The following is a 24,463-nucleotide window of genomic DNA, read 5'->3' as shown; positions in this document are numbered from 1 at the left end:
CGATCATGTGCTGACATCGCGAATCAACTCGCGCGACTGACGCCGATAGCCATGCAAGCGCCGCAGCGCGCCGCGCGGCCCTTGCTGCGCGACCACCGCCACCGCCTGAAACGCGACCGGCGCAAACACCAGCCCGAGCAAGGTCGCCGTCACGACGCCGCCGAACACGCCCGTACCGATCGACCGGCGGCTTTCCGCACCGCCGCCGCTCGCCAGCACCAGCGGCACGACGCCCAGCAGGAACGCCGACGACGTCATCACGATCGGGCGAAATCGCGCGCCCGCCGCGCGTATCACCGCGCGCGTCAGCGGCACGCCGCGTAGGCTCAGGTCGCGCGCGAATTGCACGATCAGAATCGCGTTTTTCGCGGACAAGCCGATCACTGTGATCATCCCAACCTTGAAGTAGACGTCGTTCGGCATGCCGCGCATCAGCATCGCCGCAATGGCGCCGACTACGCCAAGCGGTACGACCATCAACACCGCGAGCGGAATCGTCCAGCTTTCGTATAGCGCGGCCAGCGCCATGAACACCGCCAGCAGCGACAGTCCGAGCAGCAACGGCGTCAGCCGCGCCGCCGCGCGTTCTTCGCGCGCCGCATCGACCCAGTCGAACGCGATGCCCGCAGGCAAGCTCGCCGCGAGCCGCTCCATCGCCTCCATCGCCGCCCCCGAACTGACACCGCTCGCCGCACGGCCGTTCAGATCGAGCGACGGATAGCCGTTGTAGCGCGTCAATGCGACTGGCCCGATGGTCCAGCGGCGCGTCGCAACCGACGACAGCGGCACCATCGCGCCCGACTGGTTCGGCACCGACAACGCCAGCAGATCGGTTTCCGTCATCCGCGTCGACGCATCGCCCGCCACCAGGACGCGGCGCATCCGGCCACCCGCCGGAAAATCGTCGACGTAGTACGAGCCAAAGGTGCTGCCGAGCACGTCCGCAATCCGGTCGAACGATAGGCCGAGCGCGTACGCCTTCGCGCGGTCCACGTCGAGTTCGATACGCGGCGCGTCGGGCAGATCCTCGAAATGAATCGACGCCAGCGACGGATCGGCCTTCGCGCGCTCGGCAAGCTGGTCGCGGGCGGCCTTCAACGCGTCGCGGCCCAAACCGCCGCGATCTTCGAGCCGGAACGTGAAGCCGTCCGAATGCCCGACGCCCGGCACCGACGGCGGCAATTGCGCCTGCACGTTGCCGTCGAGAATCCGGCTGAACGACCGGTTCAACGTGTCGCGCAGCGTCATCGCATCAACGCCGCGCTGGCCCCAGTCTTTCAGCGTGACGAATGACATCGCTACGTTCTGTCCGTTGCCCTCGAAACTCCAGCCGATCACGCTTGTCACGTTCGCCACCGCCGTTTGCATGCGCAAAATCGACTCGGTCTTTTCGACGACGGCGAGCGTGCGCGCCTGCGTCGCGCCGGCCGGCAACTGGATCATCACCTGCAGCTGGCCCTGGTCTTCGACGGGCAGGAAGCCGCCCGGCATCCGCCAGTACAACGCGCCGCACAGCAGCAGCAAGACGGCATACACCGCGAGCAGCGGCCCGACCCTGCGCATCGCGGCGGCCGTCATGGCCCGGTAGGCGCGCGACGCGCGATCAAAGCCCTGTTCGAAACGCGTCGAGAGGCGGGCGGCAACGCCACGCAAACCGCGTCGCGCGTCACGCTGACGGACCGATTGCGCAGGCGCGCTCAGCAGGTTCGCGCACAACGCGGGCGTCAACGAAAGCGCCATGGAAGACGACACCAGCATCGACGCAATCATCGCGACCGCGAATTGCCGGTAAATCCCACCGACGCCGCCAGGAAAGAACGCCATCGGCACGAACACGGCGGTCAGCACCGCCGTCACGCCGACGATCGCACCGCCGATCTGTTTCATCGCTTTCAATGTCGCGTCGCGCGGCGCCATGCCCTCCTCGTCCATCACGCGATGCACGCTCTCGACCACCACGATCGCGTCGTCGACCAGAATGCCGATCGCCAGCACGAGGCCGAACATCGTGAACACGTTGATCGACAAGCCGAATGCGTACATCGTGACAAAGGCACCCATCAGCGTGACCGGAATCACCACTGTCGGCACCAGCGCGTAGCGCAGATCGCGCAGGAACAGCCACATCACGAGAAACACCAGCAAGATCGCCTCGGCCAGCGTGATCAGCACTTCGCGAATCGCAACGTTGACGAAGCGCGCGCTATCGAACGGCACCTGAACCGCGACGCCCGGCGGCAAACGGCTCGCCAGTTCCGCGAGCCGCGCCCGAATCGCGTCCGATGTTTCGAGCGCGTTGCCGCGCGGCCCGAGTTGAATCCCGACCGTCGCCGACGGCTTGCCGTTCAGGCGCGACCAGAACGTATAGTTGTCGCGGCCGATCTCGACCCGCGCGACGTCGGCAAGCCGCACGGCCGAGCCGTCGGGGTGCGCTTTCAGCACGATCTGGCCGAATTCCTCCGGCGACAGCAACTGCCCTTTGACGTTCACCGACGCGCTCAGCTGCTGGCCGTCCACCAGCGGCGCGTCGCCGAGTGTGCCTGCCGCGACGCTCGCGTTTTGCGCGGCAATCGCGGCGTTGACGTCGGACGCGGCGAGGCCGAATTCGCGCAGCTTCATCGGATCGAGCCAGACGCGCAACGCTTCGTCGGCGTCCCACAGTTGCGCGGAACCGACGCCCGGCGCGCGCTTCAGTTCGCGCATGATGTCGCGGCTGAGGATGTCGCTCAGTTGCGCGGAATCGCGCGTGCCATCGGTGGATGTCAGCGCGACCAGCATCAGGAACGTGTTGGCGGCCTTGAAAACGCTGATACCCTGCTGCACCACCTGTTGCGGCAAACGCGGCTCGACCTGCTTGAGCCGGTTCTGCACGTCCATCATCGCGATATCGGGGTTGGTGCCGGGCGCGAAGGTCGCCGCGATTTCAAGGTTGCCGAGGCCGTCGCTGGCGGTTTCGTAGTAAAGCATCCCGTCGGCACCGTCGAGACTTTCTTCGATGATGCTGCCAACGTTCGCATCCACGGCTTCTGTCGATGCGCCCGGATAGACAGCGTCGATCACGATACGCGGCGGCGCGAGTCGTGGATATTGCGCGACCGGCAGTTGCGTCAACGCGAGCGCGCCCGCGATGATTACCGCAAGCGCCAGAATCCACGCAAAGACCGGTCGGTCGATAAAAAAGGCGGCCAAGGCATGCTCACGCGTGTGGGTTCGGTGCGAGCGCGACCGGCGAAGCGAACACCGGCGCATCGGCGAAACGGGCCATATGGAATGCATCGACCAGCTTGCCGTCGCGCATCGCGAACGCCGGCGAGCGTCCTTCCTCGACGAAACCGAAGCGCTGGTACAGGGCGATCGCGCGGTGGTTGTCGACGAACACGGTCAACTCCAGCCGACGCAGGCCGAGCAGCGTATCCGCGCACTCGACGGCCGCCGCGAGCAGCGCCGTGCCGATGCCGCGCCCGACGTAATCGTCATGCACGCAGAGACCGATTCCCGCGCAATGCGCCATCCGGTGCATGCGCGGCAACACGTCGATCATCCCGACCACGCGACCGCCCGCCTCCGCGCACAGTCCGAGCGTGTTCGCGGGCATTTTTTCGAGCCAGCTCCCGACCGTCGCGTTCGAGCGATACGGCGTCTGCAACGTGCCATGCCGCGCGCCGGGGCAGTTCATCAACGAAGTGATCGCGTCGAGGTCGGACAATTCGCGGGCGCGGATAATCACATGCGCCGTGTCGGGTTTCAACGAGACGTTCATACGGCCGCCTCGATTTCCGCTTGCAGATGACCCATCGGCGCGCGTAAGCGACCCATGAACACCGAGTCGATCAGCATGCCGTCGCGCAGCACGGCGCCGCGAAGGGTCGCTTCGTGCGAAAAACCGAACTTGTGATACAGCGCAATCGCGCGATGGTTGTCGGCGAACACGTTCAGCTCGAGACGGCGCAGCCCGTACCAGTTGTCGGCGGCATCGATCAGTTCGGCCATCAGCCGCGTGCCGACGCCCTTGCCCTGCCAGTCGTCGTGCACGCTGATACCCAGCCAGCCGCTATGCGCGCGACGCAGCGCGCCCGGATGCAGATCGGCCGCGCCGACCAGCGTATCGCCCACCAGCGCTGCAATCGCCATCGACGGCGCCGCGAGCTTCGCGAGCCAGCCTTGAGTCTGCTGCAAGGTCGGATACGGACGCATCGGGTTCTGGCGCATCACACCGGGGCATGAACGCAGCGCGTGGAGTTGCGCGGCGTCGTCCGGATGCAGCGGCCTGATGCTCATCTCGACCGGTTCGGCCCCGAACCGTGTCGTGCTCTCAAATATTGTCGTTGGTTCTGTCATTGTTATGGCGTTCGGTCTGTCATCGGAAACTCACTCACAGCGTCAGTTCGAACGAGCGTGCCAGCAAGCCGGGTAGTTTCCAGCCGCCGGTCTGCCGCTCGCCCTCCGTTCCATCGTTCAGCAGCAGTTCCGGCTGGGCGTCGAGACGTTCGAGTTCGCTCGACAGCAAACGGTACAGGCTGTCGTCGAAACGCATCGCGTCGACCGGCGCGACGATCCGGCCGCGTTCGACCCAGAACGTCGCGAAACGCGTCATGCCGGTCAACCGGCAATTCATCCGGTCAGAAAAATTCACGTACCAGAGATTGCCGACATACAGCCCGGTATCGAGTGCGGCAAGGATATCGGCGGCGTCGAGATCGCCGCCAGCCATCGCCAGCGACTCGGGCGTTTCGCTGGCGAGCGCGCCGTTCGGCGTCAATCCGTATTCGCGCGCGCTACGGGCGTTGGTCAGTTGCCCGGCGTTGCGGCCGTCGTGAATCAACGGCACGCTGTCGCGCTGATAACCGTCTTCGTTGAAGCGCGGCGTGATATTCAGGCTCAGGTCTTCGGTCATCGACACGCGCGGATCGAGCGCGACTTCGCCGCTGTGCAGCCGGTAAAACGGGCTGCGCGCGGTGGCGTTCGCGCGCGCGGAAAACCCGCCCCACGACGCCGTGCCGACCAGTTCCAGCATCGCCGCCGGCGCCAGATACGTGCGATACCGCCCCGGCGACAACGCGCGCGGCGTGTGTCCAAGCACCGGCAAACGTGCGGCGGCCTGTTCTACCTTCGCGGCGAACACGCTGTCGTCCCAGTGGTCGCCGGTGTACGTGCTTTTGATCGCACGGCCGCTCGGGTCGTACAACGACCAGCTAAAGCTGAAGTTGCTGACTTCGTACCAGCCGCGACTGCCGCGCGACGACGCGAAGCCGCGCACCATCAAGCCACCTGCATGGAAGCCGACGAAATCGAGTCCGCGCGCGCTTTCGGTGGCGATCCGCAACAGTGCGTCGGGCGCGGGCAGCTTGCCGCTGCGGCGCGTCGATTGGGTCCATTGGGTGGCGTCGTACAACAGATGCGGGTCGTCGGGCGCATCGCGCAAGCCGTCGCGCAACGTATTCAGCGCATCGGCGATATCGCGCAGGTCCGTCGCCGGATCGCCGCATACCGTGAAGCTCGAATACGCCTGCCTGGCGCCGTCGATCAGGCGGACGGTCAGTTTGCCTTGCGACACCTGGCCGATCTGCCGAACCTTGCCACCGTTGAAGCGGATAAAGTCGGATTGCTCCGCCGACAGCCGCGTCAACGCCACTTCGTCGCCGCTGAGCAACGTGTCGATCGCATCGGCGAGCAGCGCGAAATGCGCGTGCCAATCCGGCGACTGCGCGTTCGAGGCGAAATCGAAGCCGCTCGATGCATTGACTGCATGGGTTGTAGTCATCGCGCGCCTCCGAATACATCGACATGCGTGAACACGCACGGCGGCGACGCATGGCCGACGCGCACCAGTTGCACCGGTTCGCCTTTGCCGCACATCGACGTGCCGAACACTTCGCGCGTGCCGGCATTGCCGACCGCGCTCAGGCTGCGCCAGAAATTCGCGGATATGCCGCGATAATTCGGTTGCTTGACGATTTGCGTGAGCTTGCCGTTTTCGATCAACTGGCCGAACTCGCAGCCGAATTGAAACTTGTTGCGGTGATCGTCGATCGACCACGACGTATTGGTGCGCATCAGGATGCCGTGTTCGATGCCGGAAATCATTTCGCCCAACGTGCTGGCTCCCGGTTCGATATTCAGGTTCGCCATCCGGTCGATCGGCGCGCGATTCCAGCTCGACGCACGCGAATTCGCGACGCCCGCCATCTTTGCGCGCTGTTGCGACAGCGCGCCACCGAGCGGACGTTCGAGCACGCCATCGCGAATCAGATACTGTTTGCGCGCTTCAGTGCCGTCGTCGTCGAATGCGTACGACGCGGCTTCTTCGCGCAACGACGGATCGAATGTCACGTTGAGCAGTTCCGAGCCGTAACGGTAAGTGCCGAACATCTCCGGCTTCACGAAACTCCATCCGGCGAAGTTGCGTTCGTCGCCGAGAATCCGGTCGAGTTCGAGCGGATGCCCGATCGATTCGTGAATCTGCAACATCATCTGATCGGGCATCAGCAGCAGGTCGCGCGGACCAGCCGGACAGTTCGGCGCGGCCAGCAAGGTCAGCGCGTCGGTGGCGAGCCGCACGCCTGCGCCGTCGAACGCGTAGCGGTCCAGCACTTCGACGCCGCCTTGCGCGAGCGTGCCGTAATTGCCGCCGAGCGTGCGCACCTGCGTGTCGCCGTTCGCGTGCGCCGCGACGCTCATTTCCGGCATCACGAGGCAAAAGCGCTGGTCGATTCGCGCGCCGTCGCTGGTCAGATAAACCTGTTCGGTGCGCGTGATCTGCACGGATGCCGTGCGCTCGACGATCCGGTCGTCGATTTTCGCGGCGGCGCATTCGTGCGCGAGACGCGCGAGCCATTCGCCGCGCGTCGGCAGCGGCTGGTCGGCATTGGGCGAGACATACGCGCCGCTGCGCGCTTCGCGCGACACCGCGCGATGGTCGATCAGCGATGCGCCGGCGCTCGCCAGCGCACGTTGCGTCGCGATATCGAGCGCAGCCTGCAAGCCCCCGATGGACAGATCCGTGCTCGCCGCATAGCCTGCGCCCGCGCCGGCCCACGCGGTCAGCATGGCGCCGCGTTCGCGCTGCGTGCGCAGCGGCTGCGCGACGTCGTTGCGCACTTCGTGGTCGTCGATCTGCTCATCGACAATCCGTAAGGACCAGAACGCCGCATTGCTCTTCAACGCACGGGTGGCCTGCGCCCAGCGCGATTCGCTCATTGCAATACCTCGGGTTCGTCGTGCTCCGGCGCAATCATCGACGCGGCGAGCAACGACTGCGTATAAGGATGTGACGGCGCATGCAGCACATCGAGCGTGTCTCCCGCCTCGACCACGCGGCCGTTCTTCATCACGATCACGCGATGCGCCATCGCACGCATCACCGCCAGATCATGGGTGATCAATAGATAGCTTAACCGGTACTTCTTCTGCAAGCCCGCCAACAACTTAAGCACCTGTTGCTGGATCGACACATCGAGCGCGCTGGTCGGTTCGTCGAGAATCAGCACTTCCGGTTCGACCGCCAACGCACGCGCGATCGCTATGCGCTGCCGCTGCCCGCCGGAAAACTCGTGCGGATAGCGCAGCATCGATTCTTGCGGCATGCCCACTTCTTCGAGCATCGTCCCCACCCGCGCGCGGCGCGTGCGCGCGTCGATTTCCGGCCGGTGCACCTCGATCCATTCCCCGACGATCTGCTCGACCGTCATACGCGGCGATAGCGACCCGAACGGGTCCTGAAACACCACCTGCATCCGCGAGTACAACGCGCGGCGCGAGTTCGCGCCACGCAAAGCCGACAACGGCGCGCCGTCGATATGGATATGACCGGCGGCGGGCCGTTGCAGACCGAGCAGCGTCGCCGCCAGCGTCGATTTTCCGGAGCCCGATTCGCCGACCACGCCGAGCGTCTCACCGCGACGCAGCGTCAGATCGACCTCGTGCACTGCGCGAAACGTCGAACCGCTGAACAACGAGCGCCAGCCTTTCGCGGCCGTCCGGTAATCGACCGCGAGGCCTTGCACCTCGAGCACCCGACGCGCGTGCGGTTCGATCGGCTCGATCTCGCGATGCGGTTCGCTGTCGAGCAATCGCTGCGTGTAAGGATGCTGCGGCGCTGCGAACAGCGCTTGGGTCGTATTGGTTTCGACCAGCACACCCTTTTCCATTACCGCCACGCGTTGGGCGAAGCGGCGCACGAGATTCAGGTCGTGCGTGATCAGCAGCACCGCCATGCCGCGATCGGCGGCTTCCTGTTCCTGCAACTCGATCAGCAGATCGACGATCTGCTGACGCACGGTGACGTCGAGCGCGGTAGTGGGTTCGTCGGCGAGCAGCAGGCGCGGACGGCACGCGAGCGCCATCGCGATCATCGCGCGCTGGCGTTGTCCGCCGGATAGTTGATGCGGGTAGCTGTCGATCCGCCGTTCCGGCTCGGGAAGGCCGGTACGGCGCAGCAGTTCGATGCCGCGGGCGCGCGCCGCGTTCGACCACAAACCCTCGTGCAAACGCAGGCTTTCGGCGATCTGCTGACCGATCGTGAACAGCGGATTGAGCGCGGTCATCGGCTCCTGAAACACCATCGCGACGTCGGCGCCGCGAATCCCGCGCATCTGCTGCTCGGTTTTCTGTAATAGATCGACGCCGTCGAGACGGATCTGGCCGCTGGTCTGCGCATGTTCGACGAGGCGCAGGATCGACAGCGCCGTGACGCTCTTGCCCGAACCGGATTCGCCGACCAGCGCAACCCGCTCGCCGCGCCCGATCGTCAGATTCAGTTCGCGAACCGCGACCTTGTCGCCGAAACGGATCGAGAACGTGTCGATTTCCAGCAAAGGCTTGTGCAACGTTGCGTCGCCCATCACTTCCTCCCGCCGAACGCCGACCCGCGCGAACGCGTGTCGAGCGCATTGCGCAACGCGTCGCCCATGAACGTCAGCAGCAACAACGTGATCACCAGCGCGGCAAACGCAGATACCGAAATCCACCATGCGTCGAGGTTGTTCTTGCCTTCCTGAAGCAGTTCGCCCAGGCTCGGCGTGGGCGGTGCGACACCCAGCCCCAGAAAGTCCAGACTCGTCAGCGACAGAATCGCGGCGCTCATCCGGAACGGCAGGAAGGTGATCACCGGCGTCATGCTGTTCGGCAGCAGATGACGCCAGATGATCTGCCAGTTGCTCAAACCCATCGTGCGCGCGGCGCGAACGTAATCGAGCGAACGGTTGCGCAGGAATTCGGCGCGCACATAGTCGGACAACACCAGCCAGCCGAACATCGACAGCAGGATAAACAGCAGCCACAAACTCGGCTCGAAGATCGACGCGAAGATGATCAGCAGATACAGGTCCGGCATCGAACTCCATACTTCGATCAGGCGCTGCCCGATCAGGTCGGTGCGGCCGCCGTAAAAGCCTTGCAACGCACCCGCCAGCACGCCCAGCACGATACCCGACACCGTCAGCGCAAGCGCCATCAACACCGACAGCCTGAAGCCGTACAGCAATCGCGACAGCACGTCGCGGCCGTATTGATCGGTGCCGAGCCAGTTGGTCGCGGACGGCGACGCCGGAAACGGCCGCGTCGCGAAGTAATCGATCGTGTCGTAGTGGTAGTGATTCGGCGGGTAGATCGCGAAGTTGCCTTTCTCCGTCAACTGCTTGCGGATAAACGGATCGAGATAGTTCGCGCGGGTCGGAAAATCGCCGCCGAACATCGTTTCCGGATAGTCCTTCACGATCGGAAAATAGTCATGGCCGTCGTAACGGACCATCAGCGGCCGGTCATTCGCGAGCACTTCGCCGAGCAGGCTCAGCACGAACAGCGTCGCGAACACGATCAGGCTCCAGTAACCGAGCTTCTGCCGGCGGAAACGCTGCCAGACGCGTCGCCCAGGCGACACGGACACCGGCAACGCGCCGGGCGGCAGCTTATCGGTCCAGGCTGTTGAACTGGATGCGGGGGTCGACGAGGACATAGCAGACGTCAGCAATGAGTTTGGTCACGAGACCAATCAGCGTGAACAGGAACAGCGAACCCAGCACGACCGGATAGTCGCGGCGGATCACCGAGTCATAAGACAGTTGGCCCATGCCGTCGAGCGAAAACAGCGTTTCGATCAGCAGGTTGCCGTTCAGGAAGGCGCCGATAAACGCGGCGGGCAGCCCGGTCAGCAGCGGAATCGCGGCGTTGCGCAATACGTGCTTCCACAGCACGTCACGCTTGGGCGCGCCTTTCGCCCGCGCGGTCAGCACGTATTGACGACCAATCTCTTCGAGAAACGTATTCTTGGTCAGGATCGTGACGATCGCGAAGTTGCCAACCACCGACGCCGTCACCGGCAACACGATGTGCCATAGATAATCGAGCACCTTGCCGAACGCGCTGAGTTCGTCGAAGTTATCGGACGTGAGGCCGCGCATCGGGAAGACCTGCCAGAACGTGCCGCCGCCAAACAGCATCAGCAGCAGCACGCCGAACACGAAGCCCGGAATCGCGTAGCCGGTCAGCACCATCACGCTGGTAGCGGTATCGAAGCGCGAGCCATTGCGCACCGCTTTCGCAATCCCGAGCGGCACCGACACGATGTAGGTCAGCACGACCGTCCATAACCCGAGCGTGATCGACACGGGCAGTTTCGAGCGGATCACCGCCCACACGCTCTGATGGTGATAGTAGGACTGGCCGAGATCGAAACGCGCGTAGTCCCTCAGCATCTTCAGATAGCGCGTCAGCGGCGGTTTGTCGAAGCCGAACTGCTTCTTGATCTGCTCGATCTGCTGCGGATCGACGCCCTGGCTGCCGTGATACGCGCTGCCGCCGCCTCCGCCTTCGCCGCCGCGCTGCTGGCCGTGACGCAACTGCGTCATCATCTGTTCGACCGGGCCGCCCGGCACGAACTGCGTCACGAAGAAAGTCAGCGTAACGACGCCGATCAGCGTCGGGATCATCAGCAGCAGACGTTTGACGATGTAGATAAACATAAGCCCCTCACTTCGCAGCGGCGGTGTTGGCCGCAGCGGACGGCGTCTTGCGATACCAGTAGCTGATGATCCAGTCCTCGCCCTGAAAACTGACCGGCGTCACCGACGGGTAGCCGAGCGCGCTTTTGTACGCGATCCGCGTATCCGGCGCGAAATATTCGGGCACCAGGTAATAGCCGTTGATCAGCACGCGGTCGAGCGCATGGGTCGCGGTTTCGAGTTCGTTCAGCGTGCTCGCGCGCATCACCGCGTGCACCAGCGCATCGACCGCCGGCGACCTCACGCCCGGATAGTTCTCCGAGCCGACCTGCGATGCCGATGCGCTGCTGAAACGACGCTCCAGTTCGGAACCGGGAATCGTCACGCGCAGATAGACGAACGTCGTCATATCGAACTCGAAGTTGTCGATCCGCTTCTGATACAACGCACTATCTATCTCGCGCATATGCGCATCGATGCCGAGCAGTTGCAGGTTGCGCATATACGCCAGCAGTACGCGATCCATGCCCGGCTGATCGTCGATGATTTCGATCGACATCGGGTTGCCGTGCGCGTCGCGCAACTGGCCGTCGCGCACTGTCCAACCCGCTTCGGCGAGCAGGCCGCGCGCTTCGCGCAGGTTCTCGCGCAACGTGTGCGGCGCAATCGTGTCGGCCTGCCTGACCATTGGACCGAACACGGCCGCCGGCAAACTCGCGCGATACGGGTCGAGCAGCGTGAGTTCGGCAGCGGTCGGCACGCCTTGCGCGGCGAACGGGCTATCGTCGAAGTAGCTGTTGGTGCGCCGGTACTGGCCGTAGAAGGTCATCCGGTTCAGCCAGTCGTAGTCGAACGCGAGTGCAAGGGCATGCCGCACCCGCACATCCGAAAACATCGGCCTGCGCGTGTTGAACATCAGCCCCTGCATCTGCGCGCCGTGATCCGGAAAGAGTCTGCGCTGCAACACGCCGTTCTCGAAGTTCTTGCCGATATAACGGCGCGCCCATTGCATCGAACTGTATTCGACCATCACGTCGGTATCGAGCGCTTTCAGCGATTCGAGCTGCGTGTAATGATCGTGATAGAGCTTGAACGCGACGCGCGCGAAACGGTACATGCCGCGCCGCGACGGCAAATCGGCGGCCCAGTAAGCCGGATTGCGACGGTAGACGATCTGCGTGTCGTTCTTGCGCTGCTCGATCAGATACGGGCCGCTCGACACCGGCGGCACGTTGGTCAACTGATCGAACGCGATGCGCGTGCCGTTGGCTTGCATTGCCCACTTGCGCGAGAAAACCGGCAGGTCGCCTGCGATCAACGGCGCGTCGCGTTCCACGTGCCTGAAGTCGAAGCGCACCCGCGACGGGTCGAGCACCGTGGCGCGGCTGATCACCGCGAACTGCGAGTTGAACAGCGGCGATGCCTGCGGGCTGGTCAGCGTATCGAACGAATACTTGACGTCGTCGGCGGTGATCGGATCGCCGTTCGAAAAGCGCGCTCGCGGGTCGATATGAAACACCGCTGATTTGCCATCCGGCGCCACCTCGACGTCGTCGGCGATCAATGCGTATTCCGACGCGAGTTCGTCCCAGCTGCGCTGCATCAGCGTATCGAACATCAGATGCAGGATGTCCGGCGCCGGCGCACCACGCGTCAGGAACGGATTCAGCGAATCGTAGCTTTGCGCTTCGTCGTAGTTCTGGAAAACCAGCGTGCCGTCGGTCGGCGCATTCGGGTCCGCGTAATCGAAATGCGTGAACCCGGACGGATACTTCGGCGCGTCGTATTGCGCGATCGACGCCCTCGCGAACGCGGGCGCCGTCGTCAACGGCACGACCAGCAGCCCCGCGACGAGCGTCACCGCAACCCGCGCCGCGAGCATCTTAACGACGCGCGCGCGCGGGCCTCGAAACCTGTCGGTTGTCATCATGCGTGTCTGGACGCAATCGGCTCGTAGCCGATGCGCGATGCTTCGAAACCGCGCGGGCGGCGGCGGGTAGCCACCGCTCGCGCGGGTCCGGGTTGAAGGCCGGATGGGTAAATTGCGAAGGCCGGAAGTTCGCGTCGAAGCTGAGCTTATTCGTCGTCGTTACTCGTCGTGGTTACTCGTCGTCGGACGGTGTGGTCTTGAACGAGAACTGAACTTCGCCGACATACGGCTCGGCATTCTTCTCGCACTTGTACGCCTTGCCTGCGGCAATCACGGCTTCGTTGAACACCGACGTCGGCGGCGTGACGCGCATGATCTTCACGTCGCTGACCTTGCCGTCCGTACCGATCGTCAGATGCGCGATCACGTCCGCCGAAATACCGTCCGTCAATGCCTTGCGCGGAATCACCGGCTGCACCGACTGGCAATGACCGCGGCCGTCCACCACGCCGTGCAGCGCGGGCGGCGCCGGCGGCGCGGCCGGTGCCGGAGCGGGTGCCGGCGCAGGCGTCGGCGAGGCGATCGCCGGAGCGTTCGGAGCCGGATTCGCCGTGGGCTGGATCACCGGCTGCGGCGTCGGTCGCGGCGGCGGCGGCGTCGGGGTCGGCTTCGGTATTTCGTGCTTCGGCTGCGCTTTGGGCGGCGCCGGCGGCGGCTCCAGCTTCTTCACCTCGGGCGGCGGCGGTGGCGGAGGCGGCGGCGCAATCTGCACGCGCATCTCCTTCGGCGGCGGAGGCGGCGGCGGCTGGAACTTCATGTGCGACACGCCCAGAATCACCAGCGCCTCGACCAGCACCGCAACGCCGAGCGCCAGCTTCATGGGCATGCGACCGTGATGCGCCGGCGTCGTCGATGCCCAGAGAGCGCCGTCCAGGCGGTTTTGCGGATCTTTCATGTCGATGGCCGGTGAACTCATGTCGTCGGGTTCGTGGCCAATGCAACCGAACTGATGCCCGCCGCGCGCACCAGGTCCATCACCTTGACGATATTCTTGTAGCTCGTGCCTTCGTCGCCGGCAATCGCGACATCTACTTTCTTCGAGTCGTGAACCAGACCTTGCAGACGCGCGGTCAGTTCGTCGGGCGTCACGGGCTTCGAATCCAGATAGATTTCATCCGTCTTCGTCACGCCGATCGATACCTTGATGGTCTGCTGCAACTGCTCGGCGGTGCTCGATTGCGGCAGGTCGAGCTTGATGCCTGCGCCCTGGATCATCTTCAGCGTCGCGAGCATGAAGAACACCAGCAGGAACATCATGATGTCGATCATCGGGATGATCTCGATGCGCGCTTTCTCTTCACCGCCGAGGTAATGGCTGCGATGGTTTCGCATGGTCCGTCTCCTTGAGTGCCGGCGTCAGACTGCGAAGCGCGATACGAGCAGCGACTTGATGAGGTCGAACTGGTTGACCGTCATCCGGATACGCTTGTTGAAGTAGTTCAGGAAGATCACGCAGATGATCGCGATGGTCAGGCCGCACGCAGTGGCCGTCAGCGCGTGACCGATGCCGCCCGTCACACCGTTCGGGTTCGCGGTGCCGCTGGTGCCGAGCACGTTGAACGATTCGACCATGCCGATGATCGTGCCAAGTAGACCCAGCAACGGGCCGAGCGTCACGGCCGTATCGAGAATCCACAGGTTACGGTCGAGACGCGGCAACTGGAACATGATCGTTTCCTCGATCTCGCGTTCGACCACGGCTTCGCTCTTGCCCTTCACTTTCATCGCCGACTTCACGAGTTCGCCTTGCACGGTCTGCTTGTAGTGCTCGGCCACTTTGGCGGCATCGTCGAGATTGGCTGCATCGACGAGTTTCAGGTCATGTTCGAGGGTCCTGCCGGCACGCACGGCACGCGAGAAGAACATGAATCGTTCGATGATGATCGCGATGCCGAGCAGGAAGATGAACGCGAGGAGAGGGATCAGACCCATCGACTGGATCGAGTAGTTAATGAGGGTATTCAGCACTGCGGACTCCGGTTAGTACAGGCTCAAGCGGCCGTTGAATAACGGTAGGTTTCGAGATGCCGGCTGCCTTGTGAGTCGCCGGCTAAAGGCCCGCCACTTATGCAAAGCCCGTACCAGGTCAGGCGACTGGTTTCTCCGTAACGAACGTCGCCAGTCCTTTACACGGGACGCTTTGCCTTTTATTTCATGGACTTGCCGAGCGCGACAAAGATCTCGCATGCCCGCGGCTTGCGTGGCGCTCGCGCACGCATATAGCAAAACAAATTGATTTTTGTAATTAGAGTAAGTCCGTTTTCCAAGACTGTTTCTCCAAAAGCCTTTAATTCTCTATTGCAGAAATGGTGCGAAAAGTCGCACTTGAAGCGTTTTGGTGCAATCTCAGAATACCTATAGACAATTTCATTACATATACCTTTCATATTACTTTCGATTTAGTATGGCAATAGGCACCAATTGAAGACCAGCTACCAGCCACAAATGCCTACGCGTAACGCGAAGCAACCTTACAGAATCGCTTTCTTACACTTATTACCGTTAATTTCAACGGCACATTAATCGCCCCGAATTAGGGAATTTAATTGCCATGGATCATTTTTTATTTAATGCACCAATTCTGTAATTAAGCATTCTTACGGTGCGTAAGCTGCACCAAATGGCAATTAAAATAAGCCGTCTAACTTTATTTTTTTCTAATGGAAACTTTCCTGCGTTCTGTTACGCGCGAGGAATGCTTTATTTCCAGGCACTACCCGCGCGACACAATTTTTCGTAACTCTGAATTCCTAAGCAAATCAATCGCTTCGATGCATTTGCGGAGGCCGCTCAAGGCCTTTCCGACGGTCCGCGACCTCACACATGGCATATCTCGTGCTCTTGCTGCGCTCGCTTCAAGACCAAGGCGCGCGCGTCCGACACGATCGGCGACGCACCCTGGACGGGATGTGCGGGACGGCGCGGGGATGCGCCGGACAGCGAAGAACTCGCTGACGTCAACGCACTGCATCGCACGCGCAACTCGCGCCTGCGTTTGCGTGATCGTTCAACGGAAGTGGCCTTAACAACAAGAAGGAGCGCAAGTGAAACAAAAGCGATTGGCCTCAGCCATCAAAAGAATCATTGGTGCCGAGCTGGTGTTGACAGCGGCGTTCGTCCCGCTGGCACACGCACAAAGCCAACCTGATACAGCGGCCGTTCCGACGGCCGCAAGCACGCCAGCGGCGACTCCCCCCGCCGTCAGCAAGCTCGAAAAAGTAGAAGTCACCGGTTCGCTGATCCGCACATCGGACAAGACCGGCAACGTCGAAGTCCAGACCGTTACAGCAAGGGAAATCCAGCAAAGCGGCTACACGACCGTGGCCGACTTCCTGCGCGGCATGTCTGCCAACTCCGCGTCCAGTTGGGGTTCCACCACGATGAACGGCACGGCGCCGGGCGGCTCGGGGATCGCATTGCGCGGTCTGTCCGAGAAGTACACGCTGGTGCTGGTCGACGGCCAACGCGTCGCGAACTACGCACAGGCGGTGAACTTCACCGACACGTTCTTCGACGTCAACACGATCCCGCTGAACATCGTCGATCACATCGAAATCGTGAAGACGGGCGCCGTGTCCGCATACGGTTCCGACGCGATTGCCGGCGTGGTCAACATCATCACGAAAAAGAACTTCCAGGGTCTTCAGGTCGACGGGCAGCTCGGCAAGGCACAGCATCCGGGTAACGCTCAGGGCAACTTCAGCGTGCTCGGCGGCTTCGGCGACCTGAACTCGGATCGTTTCAACGTGACGGCAGCCGCCAGCTACTATCGCGATTCCGGTTCGACGCTCGACCAGCGCGACATGACCAAAAACCAAGACTTCAGCCAGTACCCAGGTGGGTCGGCGGGTCCTCTTGGTCCGAACCAGCAGTCATTCTGGCAACTGCCGGACGGCTCGACCGCCGCGTTGAGCCCATGCCCCCCGGGCAGCACTAACGCGGCGGGCGCAACGTGCGTGTACAAGAACGCGAACACGTACTCGCTGATTCCGCAGACGACGCGTCTGAACGCGAAGGTGCGTGGCACCTTCAAGATCAACGACGACATACAGGCTTACGCCGACTTGTGGGCGAGCCGCAACGAGACGGTCCAGTACTTCGGCAGCCCGTCGATCAGCAGCACGTCGAACGTGTTCAATCCGCTGACCGGCTCGGTGTCGCAGCTCGACCGCACGGTGTCGGCGCTGAATCCGTACAACCCGTACGGTGTCGATACGCCGATCAACCTGACCTTCCCGGGCATTGCGCAGCGCGCAGACACGGCATCGACGTTCTGGAAGGCCTCGACGGGCGTGAAGGGTTCGTTCACCACGCCGAAGGTCGGCGACTGGGACTGGTCGGTGGACTACGGTCATTCGCAGAGCACGGTCGACACGACGTACTCGAACATGATCAACACGGCCGCGCTTGAAAACATCCTCGGCCCGAACGGCGGCTACAACTTCGCGAACCCGGCATCGACACCGAACGGTCTGAACGGCCTGTTCCAGAACGACTACCAGCAGGCGATCTCGAAGCTCGACAGCTTGACGGCGAAGACCTCGACCGGCAATCTGTTCAACCTGCCGGCTGGTCCGGTCGGCATCGGTTTCGGTACGGAATTCCGTCACGAAAGCTCGCTGATCAACCCGCGCACATACTCGTCGCAAGGGATCGTCGTGCCGGCGAACGTTCAGTCCGTCGACGGCGAACGCAACATCGCGGCTGTGTATTACCAGATCGATATTCCGATCATCCACAACCTGACGTTCACGCAAGCGGGCCGCTATGACCACTATAGCGACTTCGGCGGCGCGTTCTCGCCGAACTTCGCACTGCGCTTCCAACCGGTCCAGATGCTGACGACGTACGCGTCGTACAGCCGTGGTTTCCGCGCGCCGACGCTGGTCGAAAACTCGCAGGCAACCTACCTGGCTCACCAGAACCTCGTCGATCCGAACGACCCGAGCGGCGTGCCGACCAAGCACTTCACGACGGAACAGATCAATGGCAATCCGAACCTCCAACCGGAGCACACGAAGAACTACAACATCGGCTTCCAACTGTCGCCGGATGCGTCGACCGATATCGGTGCAGCGTTCTACAAGATTCATATCGACGGCGTGATCGGTACCGACGATCCGAATGCCGTGCTGGATGCCAACGACCCGTCGAGGGTCGTGCGCAATCCCGACGGCACGATCCGCTACATCTCGCAACAGTTCATCAACCTCGGCTCGCTGGATACCGACGGCTTCGACATGAACTTCCGCAAGTCGGTCGGCACGAAGTACGGCACGTTCACGCTGTCGGGCGACTGGGCGTACGTGTGGCACTTCAAGCTGAACAGCCCGGGCGCTGCAACGCAGGACTTCGCGGGTAACAACCTCGCGCTGCTGCAACCGTTCGGTGCGTCGAATCCCCGCTGGAAGGGCAACACGAGCCTGACTTGGGATTACCGCAAGATGACCACGACGCTGAGCTGGCAGTACACGGGTCCGTACACCAACGCAGTGGCAGCCGAGTTCGGCGACGGTGGCACGGGTTCGGTGGCGTCGTATAGCCAGTTCAACCTGATGATGACGTATCGCGGCTTCAAGAACTGGACGATCTATGGTGGCATCCAGAACATCTTCGACAGGACGCCGCCGTTCGACGTGGAGTGGCAATCAACGCCGGACATCACCGGCTACGACCAGTCGCTGTACACGAATCTGGGCCGCTTCTTCCAGATCGGTGCGACCTACCGCTTCTGATCGTCGCAGCGGGCTTTATCGCAGGACCGTAGGTCTCCTCTTGCCTCTTCTTCGTTGTTGAAGAGGATTGGCGGCGGTGCCTCGCGCACCGCCAGCTTTTTTGCTATTCGGATGCCACTTGAAATACGCAATGAAACCGATTCACGCCACTCGGGCGGCGTTGGCCGCGTTGGCGCTCGCCCTTCTCTCTCCCGCCCACGCCGTGACGATCCCGCCCGGCGTCACGCTCGCAGCCACCCAGGAACTCACGCGGCAAACACCCGTCGAGGCAGAATCGATCGACCCCGCGCATATCGAATCCTGGGCCGCTAATACCATCGGCCTCGACCTGTTCGAAGGTTTGACGCGAATCGCCGCCGACGGTGCGGTCGTGCCGGGCGTCGCGCAATCGTGGAGCCGCAGCGCGCCCGATACATGGATCTTCAAGCTGCGCCACAACGCGCGCTGGAGTAACGGCGAGCCGGTCACGGCCGCCGATTTCGTCTATTCATGGCAACGCGTGGTCGATCCGAAGACCGGCTCGAAATACACGATCCTGGTCGAGTTCGTGAAGAACGCGAAGGCGATTCTGGCGGGCAAGGCGCCGCTCGCGAGTCTCGGCGTGCGCGCGGTCGATCCGTACACGGTGGAGGTCAAGACCGAAGACCCGACTGCGTTCTTTCCGCAACTGACCGCAATGTCGACGATGGCGCCGGTGAACCGCGCGACGGTCGCGAAGTACGGCGACGAATGGACCCGTCCCGGCCACATGGTCAGCGACGGTGCGTATGCGTTGAGCGACTGGCAACCGGGCAACCGTCTCGTGATGGTGAAGAACGACAAGTACTGGGATGCGAGCAAGGTCGCGATCACGAAAGTCACCTATCTACCGATCGAAAGCGACGAAACGGCAATGCGGATGTATCAGGCCGGCCAGTTTGATTACACGTATTCGATTCCGTCCGGCATCTATAACCAGGTCAGCAAGCAGTTCGGCTCCGAACTGAAGACCGGGATGTTTATCGCCACCTACTACTACTCGCTGAACAACGCCGACCCGGCCTTCAGGGACAAGCGCGTGCGCGAGGCGCTGTCCATGGTGATCGACCGCAACCTGCTGACGTCCAAACTGACCGCAAGCGGCGAGTTGCCGCTGTACGGCCTGATTGCAAAAGGCACGCAAGGCGCGGCGCAATTCCAGCCCGACTGGGCCGCGTGGCCGATGGCGAAGCGCATCGAAACCGCGCGAGACCTGCTGAAACAGGCGGGCTATTCCGCTGCAAAGCCGTTGACGTTCACGCTGACATACAACACCAACGACCTGCACAAGAAGGTCGCGCTATTCACGACGTCGGAATGGCGCACCAAGCTCGGCGTCAACGTGAAGCTCGAAAACGTCGAGAACCGCGTGCTGCTGAAAATGCGCCACGACGGCAAGGTGCAGGCGTCGCGCGACGGCTGGTTCGTCGACTACAACGACGCGATGTCGTTCTTCGACCTGATCCGCTGCAACAGCGTGCAGAACGACCAGCACTACTGCAATCCGAAGGTCGATGCGTTGATCGATCAGGCGAACCAGCAGATGGACGAAGCGAAGCGCACCGCGATGCTAACGCAGGCGCACGACATCGCGATGAACGACTATCCGCTGATTCCGATGTTCCAGTACTCGGCGGTGCGGCTCGTGAAATCGTATGTGGGCGGCTATTCGCCGACCAACTACGTCGATCAGCGGCAGTCGCAGGACATGTACATCATCAAGCACTGAGCGCAAGGAGCCTTGCCATGCTGGCTTATACATTGCGCCGCGCGTTATGGGCGATCCCGACGATTCTCGCCGTGATCACCGCGTGCTATCTGCTGCTGCACCTGACGCCCGGCGGCCCGTTCGATTCGGAGAAGCATCTGTCGGCGGCCGTGCTTGCCAATCTCGACGCGAAATACCACATCGATCAGCCGCTGTGGAAGCAGTATTTGCTCTACATCGACTCGCTGCTGCACGGCGATCTCGGCGCGTCGTTCCGTTACACGGACTGGTCGGTCAGCGAACTGGTGTGGAAAGCCCTACCGGTCAGCCTCGGCGTCGGCGGCATTTCGGTGCCGATCGCGCTGGTGATCGGTGTGGCGCTCGGCACGGTTGCGGCGGTGCGCCGCAATGGCGTGATCGACTACGGCGTGATGTTGCTCGGCAATCTCGGCAGTGTGGTGCCGCCATTCATCCTCGGCCCCGTGCTGGTGTGGGTCTTCGCGATCCTGATCAAGCGCGGCGAGCATGGTCTGCTGCCCGCTGGCGGTTGGGGTGACGGCGACTGGCACTACCGCGTATTGCCGATCGTACTGCTCGTGATCATCAACGTATCGACGATTGCGCGCGTGATGCGCGGCAGCATGATCGAAGTGCTGTCCGGCAATTTCATCCGGACCGCGCGCGCGAAAGGTCTGGCCGGCCGCACCATCGTCTTGCGTCATGCGCTGAAACCGGCGCTGATGCCGGTCGTATCGCTACTCGGCTCGCTGTGCATTTCGTCGATCACCGCCGCGGTCGTCACCGAATCCGTATTCGCGCTGCCCGGTCTCGGGCAACTGGTCGTGAACGGCGCGATCAATCGCGACTACACGCTGGTGCTCGGTCTGGTCGCATTGATCACGGCATTCGCGGTCCTGTTCAATCTGCTGGTCGATCTTGCTTACGCATGGCTCGATCCGCGCATCCGGTACTGACATGAAGATTCGTCGATTCAACCTGGCCGCGCGTGCGTTCGTCGCGCCGCCGGCCGATGCGGCGTCCGCAGGCGGCTGTCTGTCCGGCGGCATCGTCACGAAGGCTTCGCGCGGACCGTTCGCGATTGCCGGCATGCGCTTTTTGCGTAATCGCGCGGCATTTGCAAGTCTCGTGATCCTGCTGCTGATCGTCGTCGCATGCTTTGCGGGGCCGCTGTTTCTGCCCAACAATCCGGTCGACAGCGACTGGGGATCGATCAGTCTGCCGCCGTCGTGGCTCGGCATGCATCTGTTCGGTACCGACGAACTCGGTCGCGACCTGCTCGCGCGCACGCTGGTGGGCGGGCGCGTATCGCTCGAAGTCGGGTTGCTCGGCACGCTGGTGTCCGGACTGATCGGCGTCGCGTGGGGCGCGACAGCCGGCTTCATGGGCGGACGCGTCGATGCCGTTATGATGCGCGTCGTCGACGTGATGTACGCGATTCCGTACATGCTGATCGCGATCATGATGATGACGCTGTTCGGCCGCGCATTCTATCTGGTCGTGCTGACCATCAGCGCGTTTTCGTGGCTCGATATGGCGCGCGTGGTGCGCGGTCAGACGCTGTCGCTGCGTTCGCGCGAATTCGTCGACGCGGCGCGTGCGACTGGCGTCAGCACCCGCGCCATCATCGCGCGGCATATCGTGCCGAACCTGATCGGCGTGGTGGTCGTGTATGCCACGGTCACAGTGCCGTCGATCGTGCTGACGGAATCGGTGCTGTCGTTTCTCGGACTCGGCGTCCAGGAGCCGATGACGAGTTGGGGCGTGCTGATCGAAGACGGTGCCCAAAAACTCGAATCGATGCCGTGGCTGCTGCTCTGCCCAGCCGTCATGCTGTGCGTGACGCTTTATTGCGTGAACTTCGTCGGCGACGGTCTGCGCGACGCTCTCGACCCCAAGGATCATTGACATGGCGCTACTCGAAGTGAAGGACCTGAGTGTGCGCTTCACGCGCCGCGAAGGACCGCTGGTCGATGCGGTCCAACGCGTGTCGTTTTCGCTCGACGCGGGCAGCACGCTGGGCATCGTCGGCGAATCCGGGTCGGGCAAGAGTCAGACCGTGATGGCGCTGCTCGGTTTGCTGTCGTCGAACGGCAGCGTGTCGGGCACCGCACTGTATCGTGGCGAAGACGGCGGCGATCTGCTGACGATGAACAACGCAGCGCTGAACAGGATTCGCGGCAACCGGATCGGCATGGTGTTTCAGGACCCGATGACGGCGCTCAATCCGTTTTTGACCATTGAACGGCAGATGACGGAATCGCTGCAATTGCACAAGAAGCTGTCGCGTCGCGAAGCGCGTCGGCGTGCCATCGAGGTGCTCGACACGGTGCGGATTCCCGATGCCGCACGCCGCATCGGCATGTATCCGCATGAGTTTTCCGGTGGTATGCGGCAGCGCGTGATGATTGCGATGGCGTTGCTGTCCGAACCGGAAATTTTGATTGCCGACGAACCGACTACCGCGCTCGACGTCACCGTTCAGGCACAAATCATCGAATTGCTGCGCGAACTGAATCGCGAGCGCGGCACGGCAATCGTCCTCATCACGCACGACATGGGCGTGGTCGCCGGTTTGTGCGATACCGTGATGGTGATGTACGCAGGGCGCACGGTCGAGCAGGCAGACGCGCGTGCGCTGTTCGCCGCGCCGACCCATCCGTACACGATCGGCCTGTTGAACGCGCTGCCGCGCATCACCGACGACGACGACCGCCCGTTGCAAACCATTCCGGGCAATCCGCCTTTGCCGGGGCAAATTGGCGCGGGTTGCGCGTTCGCACCGCGTTGTTCGTTTGCAGACGATACTTGCCGCACCACAGTGCCGTCGCTCGACGCGCGTAGTGATCTGGCGGGTGCATTGCGCGCGTGCCACCGTCCGGTTCCAGCCATTCTGGGGGCCGTTCGATGAACCAGCATTCCGCTTGCAACAGTACCGAACCGCTGCTGTCGGTGAACGAACTGAAGGTGCATTTCAGCGTGCCGCGCGGCAAATTACCGTGGTCTGGCAAGGCCACGCTGCGCGCTGTCGACGGCGTGTCGTTCGATGTACGGCGCGGCGAAACCGTCGGGCTGGTGGGTGAATCCGGTTGCGGCAAGTCCACGCTCGCGCGCGCGATCGTCGGTCTTGCGCCTGCGTCGGGCGGCAGCGTCAAGCTTCATGGCGTCGAAACCGTGCAAGGCGCGAAGCGCGATCTCGGCATCTTGCGGCGCGACGTGCAGATGATCTTTCAGGACCCGCTGGCGTCGCTCGATCCGCGCATGACGATCGAGCAGATCGTCGCGGAGCCGTTGATCACGCATCGGCCCGATGTCGCGCGCGCCGATGTGCGCGCTCGGGTGCTGACCATCCTCGAACGCGTCGGCCTGAATGCGCAGCATCTGCGGCGCTATCCGCATGAGTTTTCGGGCGGGCAATGTCAGCGCGTCGGAATTGCACGGGCATTGATCAGCGAGCCGCAACTCGTGATCTGCGATGAACCGGTGTCCGCGCTCGACGTGTCGATTCAAGCGCAAATCGTTAATCTATTGCGCGACTTGCAACGCGAACTGTCGTTGTCGCTGCTGTTCGTCGCGCACGATCTGGCCGTGGTGAAAGCAATCAGCCATCGCGTGATGGTGATGTATATGGGGCGCGTGATAGAGTTCGGCGAAAAACGCGCGCTGTACGCGGCACCTGCGCATCCCTATACCCGTGCATTGCTGTCGGCCGTACCGGTTCCCGACCCGACCGTCGAGCGCGCGCGACGGCATCTGCTGCTTCAAGGCGAGATTCCGTCGCCCTTGCAACCGCCGTCGGGATGCGCGTTCCGCACGCGCTGCCCCGCCGCGATCGACGCATGCGGCGATGCGCAACCGCAAGCGGTTTCCCGGCAAGGTGATGCACGGCGGGTTGCGTGCATCCGGGTTCCCGTTCCTACCGAATAGCGCCTGTTTCATGGGCGGGAGTTCAACAACCGGGACAGCGACGAAAGCCCACGCTCGACCGGCCCGAGCTGATGGCTTGGTGATGGGCCAAAAGCAAATCTATGGTCAGCCTGACTTTTGCAAGCGAGGTGGTGTTGACGTAAATTGGGCTTGCGCAAATCTATCCGGGGTCGTTGTGGGAACAGGTTCC

The 24,463-nt window shown here is 62.7% G+C and carries 18 protein-coding genes; 6 read left to right on the top strand and 12 right to left on the bottom strand.

Annotated elements, in window-relative coordinates:
* Window positions 1-3 precede the first annotated feature (3 nt).
* From HDG32_RS13380 to HDG32_RS13325, 12 genes are all read right to left on the bottom strand, one after another.
* Window positions 4-3,189 carry a multidrug efflux RND transporter permease subunit gene (locus HDG32_RS13380; protein WP_184067496.1) on the bottom strand — a complete coding sequence of 1,062 codons (3,186 nt, stop codon included), beginning with the start codon at window positions 3,187-3,189 and terminating at the stop codon, window positions 4-6.
* 7 nt (window positions 3,190-3,196) lie between these two features.
* Entirely contained in the window at window positions 3,197-3,760 is a 564-nt protein-coding gene (locus tag HDG32_RS13375; protein ID WP_184067493.1) for a GNAT family N-acetyltransferase, read from the bottom strand.
* Window positions 3,757-4,278, bottom strand: coding sequence for a GNAT family N-acetyltransferase (locus tag HDG32_RS13370; protein ID WP_260336445.1), 522 nt, complete (start codon window positions 4,276-4,278; stop codon window positions 3,757-3,759). The genes HDG32_RS13375 and HDG32_RS13370 overlap by 4 nt, the downstream gene beginning before the upstream one ends.
* A gap of 94 nt (window positions 4,279-4,372) precedes the next feature.
* Window positions 4,373-5,761: a TldD/PmbA family protein gene (locus HDG32_RS13365; RefSeq protein ID WP_260336444.1), complete on the bottom strand. Its 1,389-nt coding sequence runs from the start codon at window positions 5,759-5,761 to the stop codon at window positions 4,373-4,375.
* The gene (locus tag HDG32_RS13360) at window positions 5,758-7,197 is read right to left on the bottom strand and encodes a TldD/PmbA family protein (RefSeq protein WP_184067488.1); all 1,440 of its coding nucleotides are present in this window, start codon (window positions 7,195-7,197) and stop codon (window positions 5,758-5,760) included. Before HDG32_RS13360 ends, HDG32_RS13365 begins: the two co-directional genes overlap by 4 nt.
* A complete protein-coding gene (locus tag HDG32_RS13355) occupies window positions 7,194-8,840 on the bottom strand; it encodes an ABC transporter ATP-binding protein (RefSeq protein ID WP_184067485.1) in 1,647 nt (548 codons plus the stop codon). The genes HDG32_RS13360 and HDG32_RS13355 overlap by 4 nt, the downstream gene beginning before the upstream one ends.
* Window positions 8,840-9,952 carry an ABC transporter permease gene (locus HDG32_RS13350; protein ID WP_184067482.1) on the bottom strand — a complete coding sequence of 371 codons (1,113 nt, stop codon included), beginning with the start codon at window positions 9,950-9,952 and terminating at the stop codon, window positions 8,840-8,842. The genes HDG32_RS13355 and HDG32_RS13350 overlap by 1 nt, the downstream gene beginning before the upstream one ends.
* Window positions 9,906-10,958, bottom strand: a complete 1,053-nt coding sequence (locus HDG32_RS13345) for a microcin C ABC transporter permease YejB (protein WP_184067479.1) — start codon at window positions 10,956-10,958, stop codon at window positions 9,906-9,908. Before HDG32_RS13345 ends, HDG32_RS13350 begins: the two co-directional genes overlap by 47 nt.
* Before the next feature lie 7 nt (window positions 10,959-10,965).
* A complete protein-coding gene (locus tag HDG32_RS13340; protein WP_184068036.1) occupies window positions 10,966-12,864 on the bottom strand; it encodes an extracellular solute-binding protein in 1,899 nt (632 codons plus the stop codon).
* 175 nt (window positions 12,865-13,039) lie between these two features.
* Window positions 13,040-13,783 (bottom strand): energy transducer TonB, encoded by a 744-nt coding sequence (locus HDG32_RS13335; protein WP_184067477.1) that lies wholly within the window; start codon window positions 13,781-13,783, stop codon window positions 13,040-13,042.
* On the bottom strand, window positions 13,780-14,199 hold the full coding sequence (locus HDG32_RS13330) for a biopolymer transporter ExbD (RefSeq protein ID WP_121320625.1): 420 nt from the start codon (window positions 14,197-14,199) through the stop codon (window positions 13,780-13,782). Before HDG32_RS13330 ends, HDG32_RS13335 begins: the two co-directional genes overlap by 4 nt.
* A 24-nt stretch (window positions 14,200-14,223) precedes the next feature.
* Complete coding sequence (locus HDG32_RS13325) at window positions 14,224-14,835, bottom strand: MotA/TolQ/ExbB proton channel family protein (RefSeq protein WP_184067474.1); 612 nt, start codon at window positions 14,833-14,835, stop codon at window positions 14,224-14,226.
* Window positions 14,836-15,911: 1,076 nt separating this feature from the next.
* Here HDG32_RS13325 and HDG32_RS13320 point away from each other — a divergent pair.
* The 6 genes from HDG32_RS13320 (at window position 15,912) to HDG32_RS13295 (ending at window position 24,273) form a co-directional block, all read left to right on the top strand.
* On the top strand, window positions 15,912-18,602 hold the full coding sequence (locus tag HDG32_RS13320; RefSeq protein WP_184067471.1) for a TonB-dependent siderophore receptor: 2,691 nt from the start codon (window positions 15,912-15,914) through the stop codon (window positions 18,600-18,602).
* 130 nt (window positions 18,603-18,732) lie between these two features.
* The gene (locus tag HDG32_RS13315) at window positions 18,733-20,349 is read left to right on the top strand and encodes a peptide ABC transporter substrate-binding protein (protein ID WP_184067468.1); all 1,617 of its coding nucleotides are present in this window, start codon (window positions 18,733-18,735) and stop codon (window positions 20,347-20,349) included.
* Between the two features lie 17 nt (window positions 20,350-20,366).
* Entirely contained in the window at window positions 20,367-21,302 is a 936-nt protein-coding gene (locus tag HDG32_RS13310; protein WP_018417493.1) for an ABC transporter permease subunit, read from the top strand.
* Between the two features lies 1 nt (window position 21,303).
* Entirely contained in the window at window positions 21,304-22,254 is a 951-nt protein-coding gene (locus tag HDG32_RS13305; RefSeq protein WP_409340029.1) for an ABC transporter permease, read from the top strand.
* Window position 22,255: 1 nt separating this feature from the next.
* Complete coding sequence (locus HDG32_RS13300) at window positions 22,256-23,257, top strand: ABC transporter ATP-binding protein (protein WP_184067465.1); 1,002 nt, start codon at window positions 22,256-22,258, stop codon at window positions 23,255-23,257.
* The gene (locus tag HDG32_RS13295; protein ID WP_184067462.1) at window positions 23,254-24,273 is read left to right on the top strand and encodes an ABC transporter ATP-binding protein; all 1,020 of its coding nucleotides are present in this window, start codon (window positions 23,254-23,256) and stop codon (window positions 24,271-24,273) included. The genes HDG32_RS13300 and HDG32_RS13295 overlap by 4 nt, the downstream gene beginning before the upstream one ends.
* Window positions 24,274-24,463 lie beyond the last annotated feature (190 nt).

Source organism: Paraburkholderia sp. CI2 (assembly GCF_014201055.1).
In the GTDB taxonomy this organism is placed as follows: Bacteria; Pseudomonadota; Gammaproteobacteria; order Burkholderiales; family Burkholderiaceae; genus Paraburkholderia; species Paraburkholderia tuberum.
The sequence above is the reverse complement of the archived record's forward strand: the minus strand, read 5'-3'. Positions and strand labels throughout refer to the sequence as shown.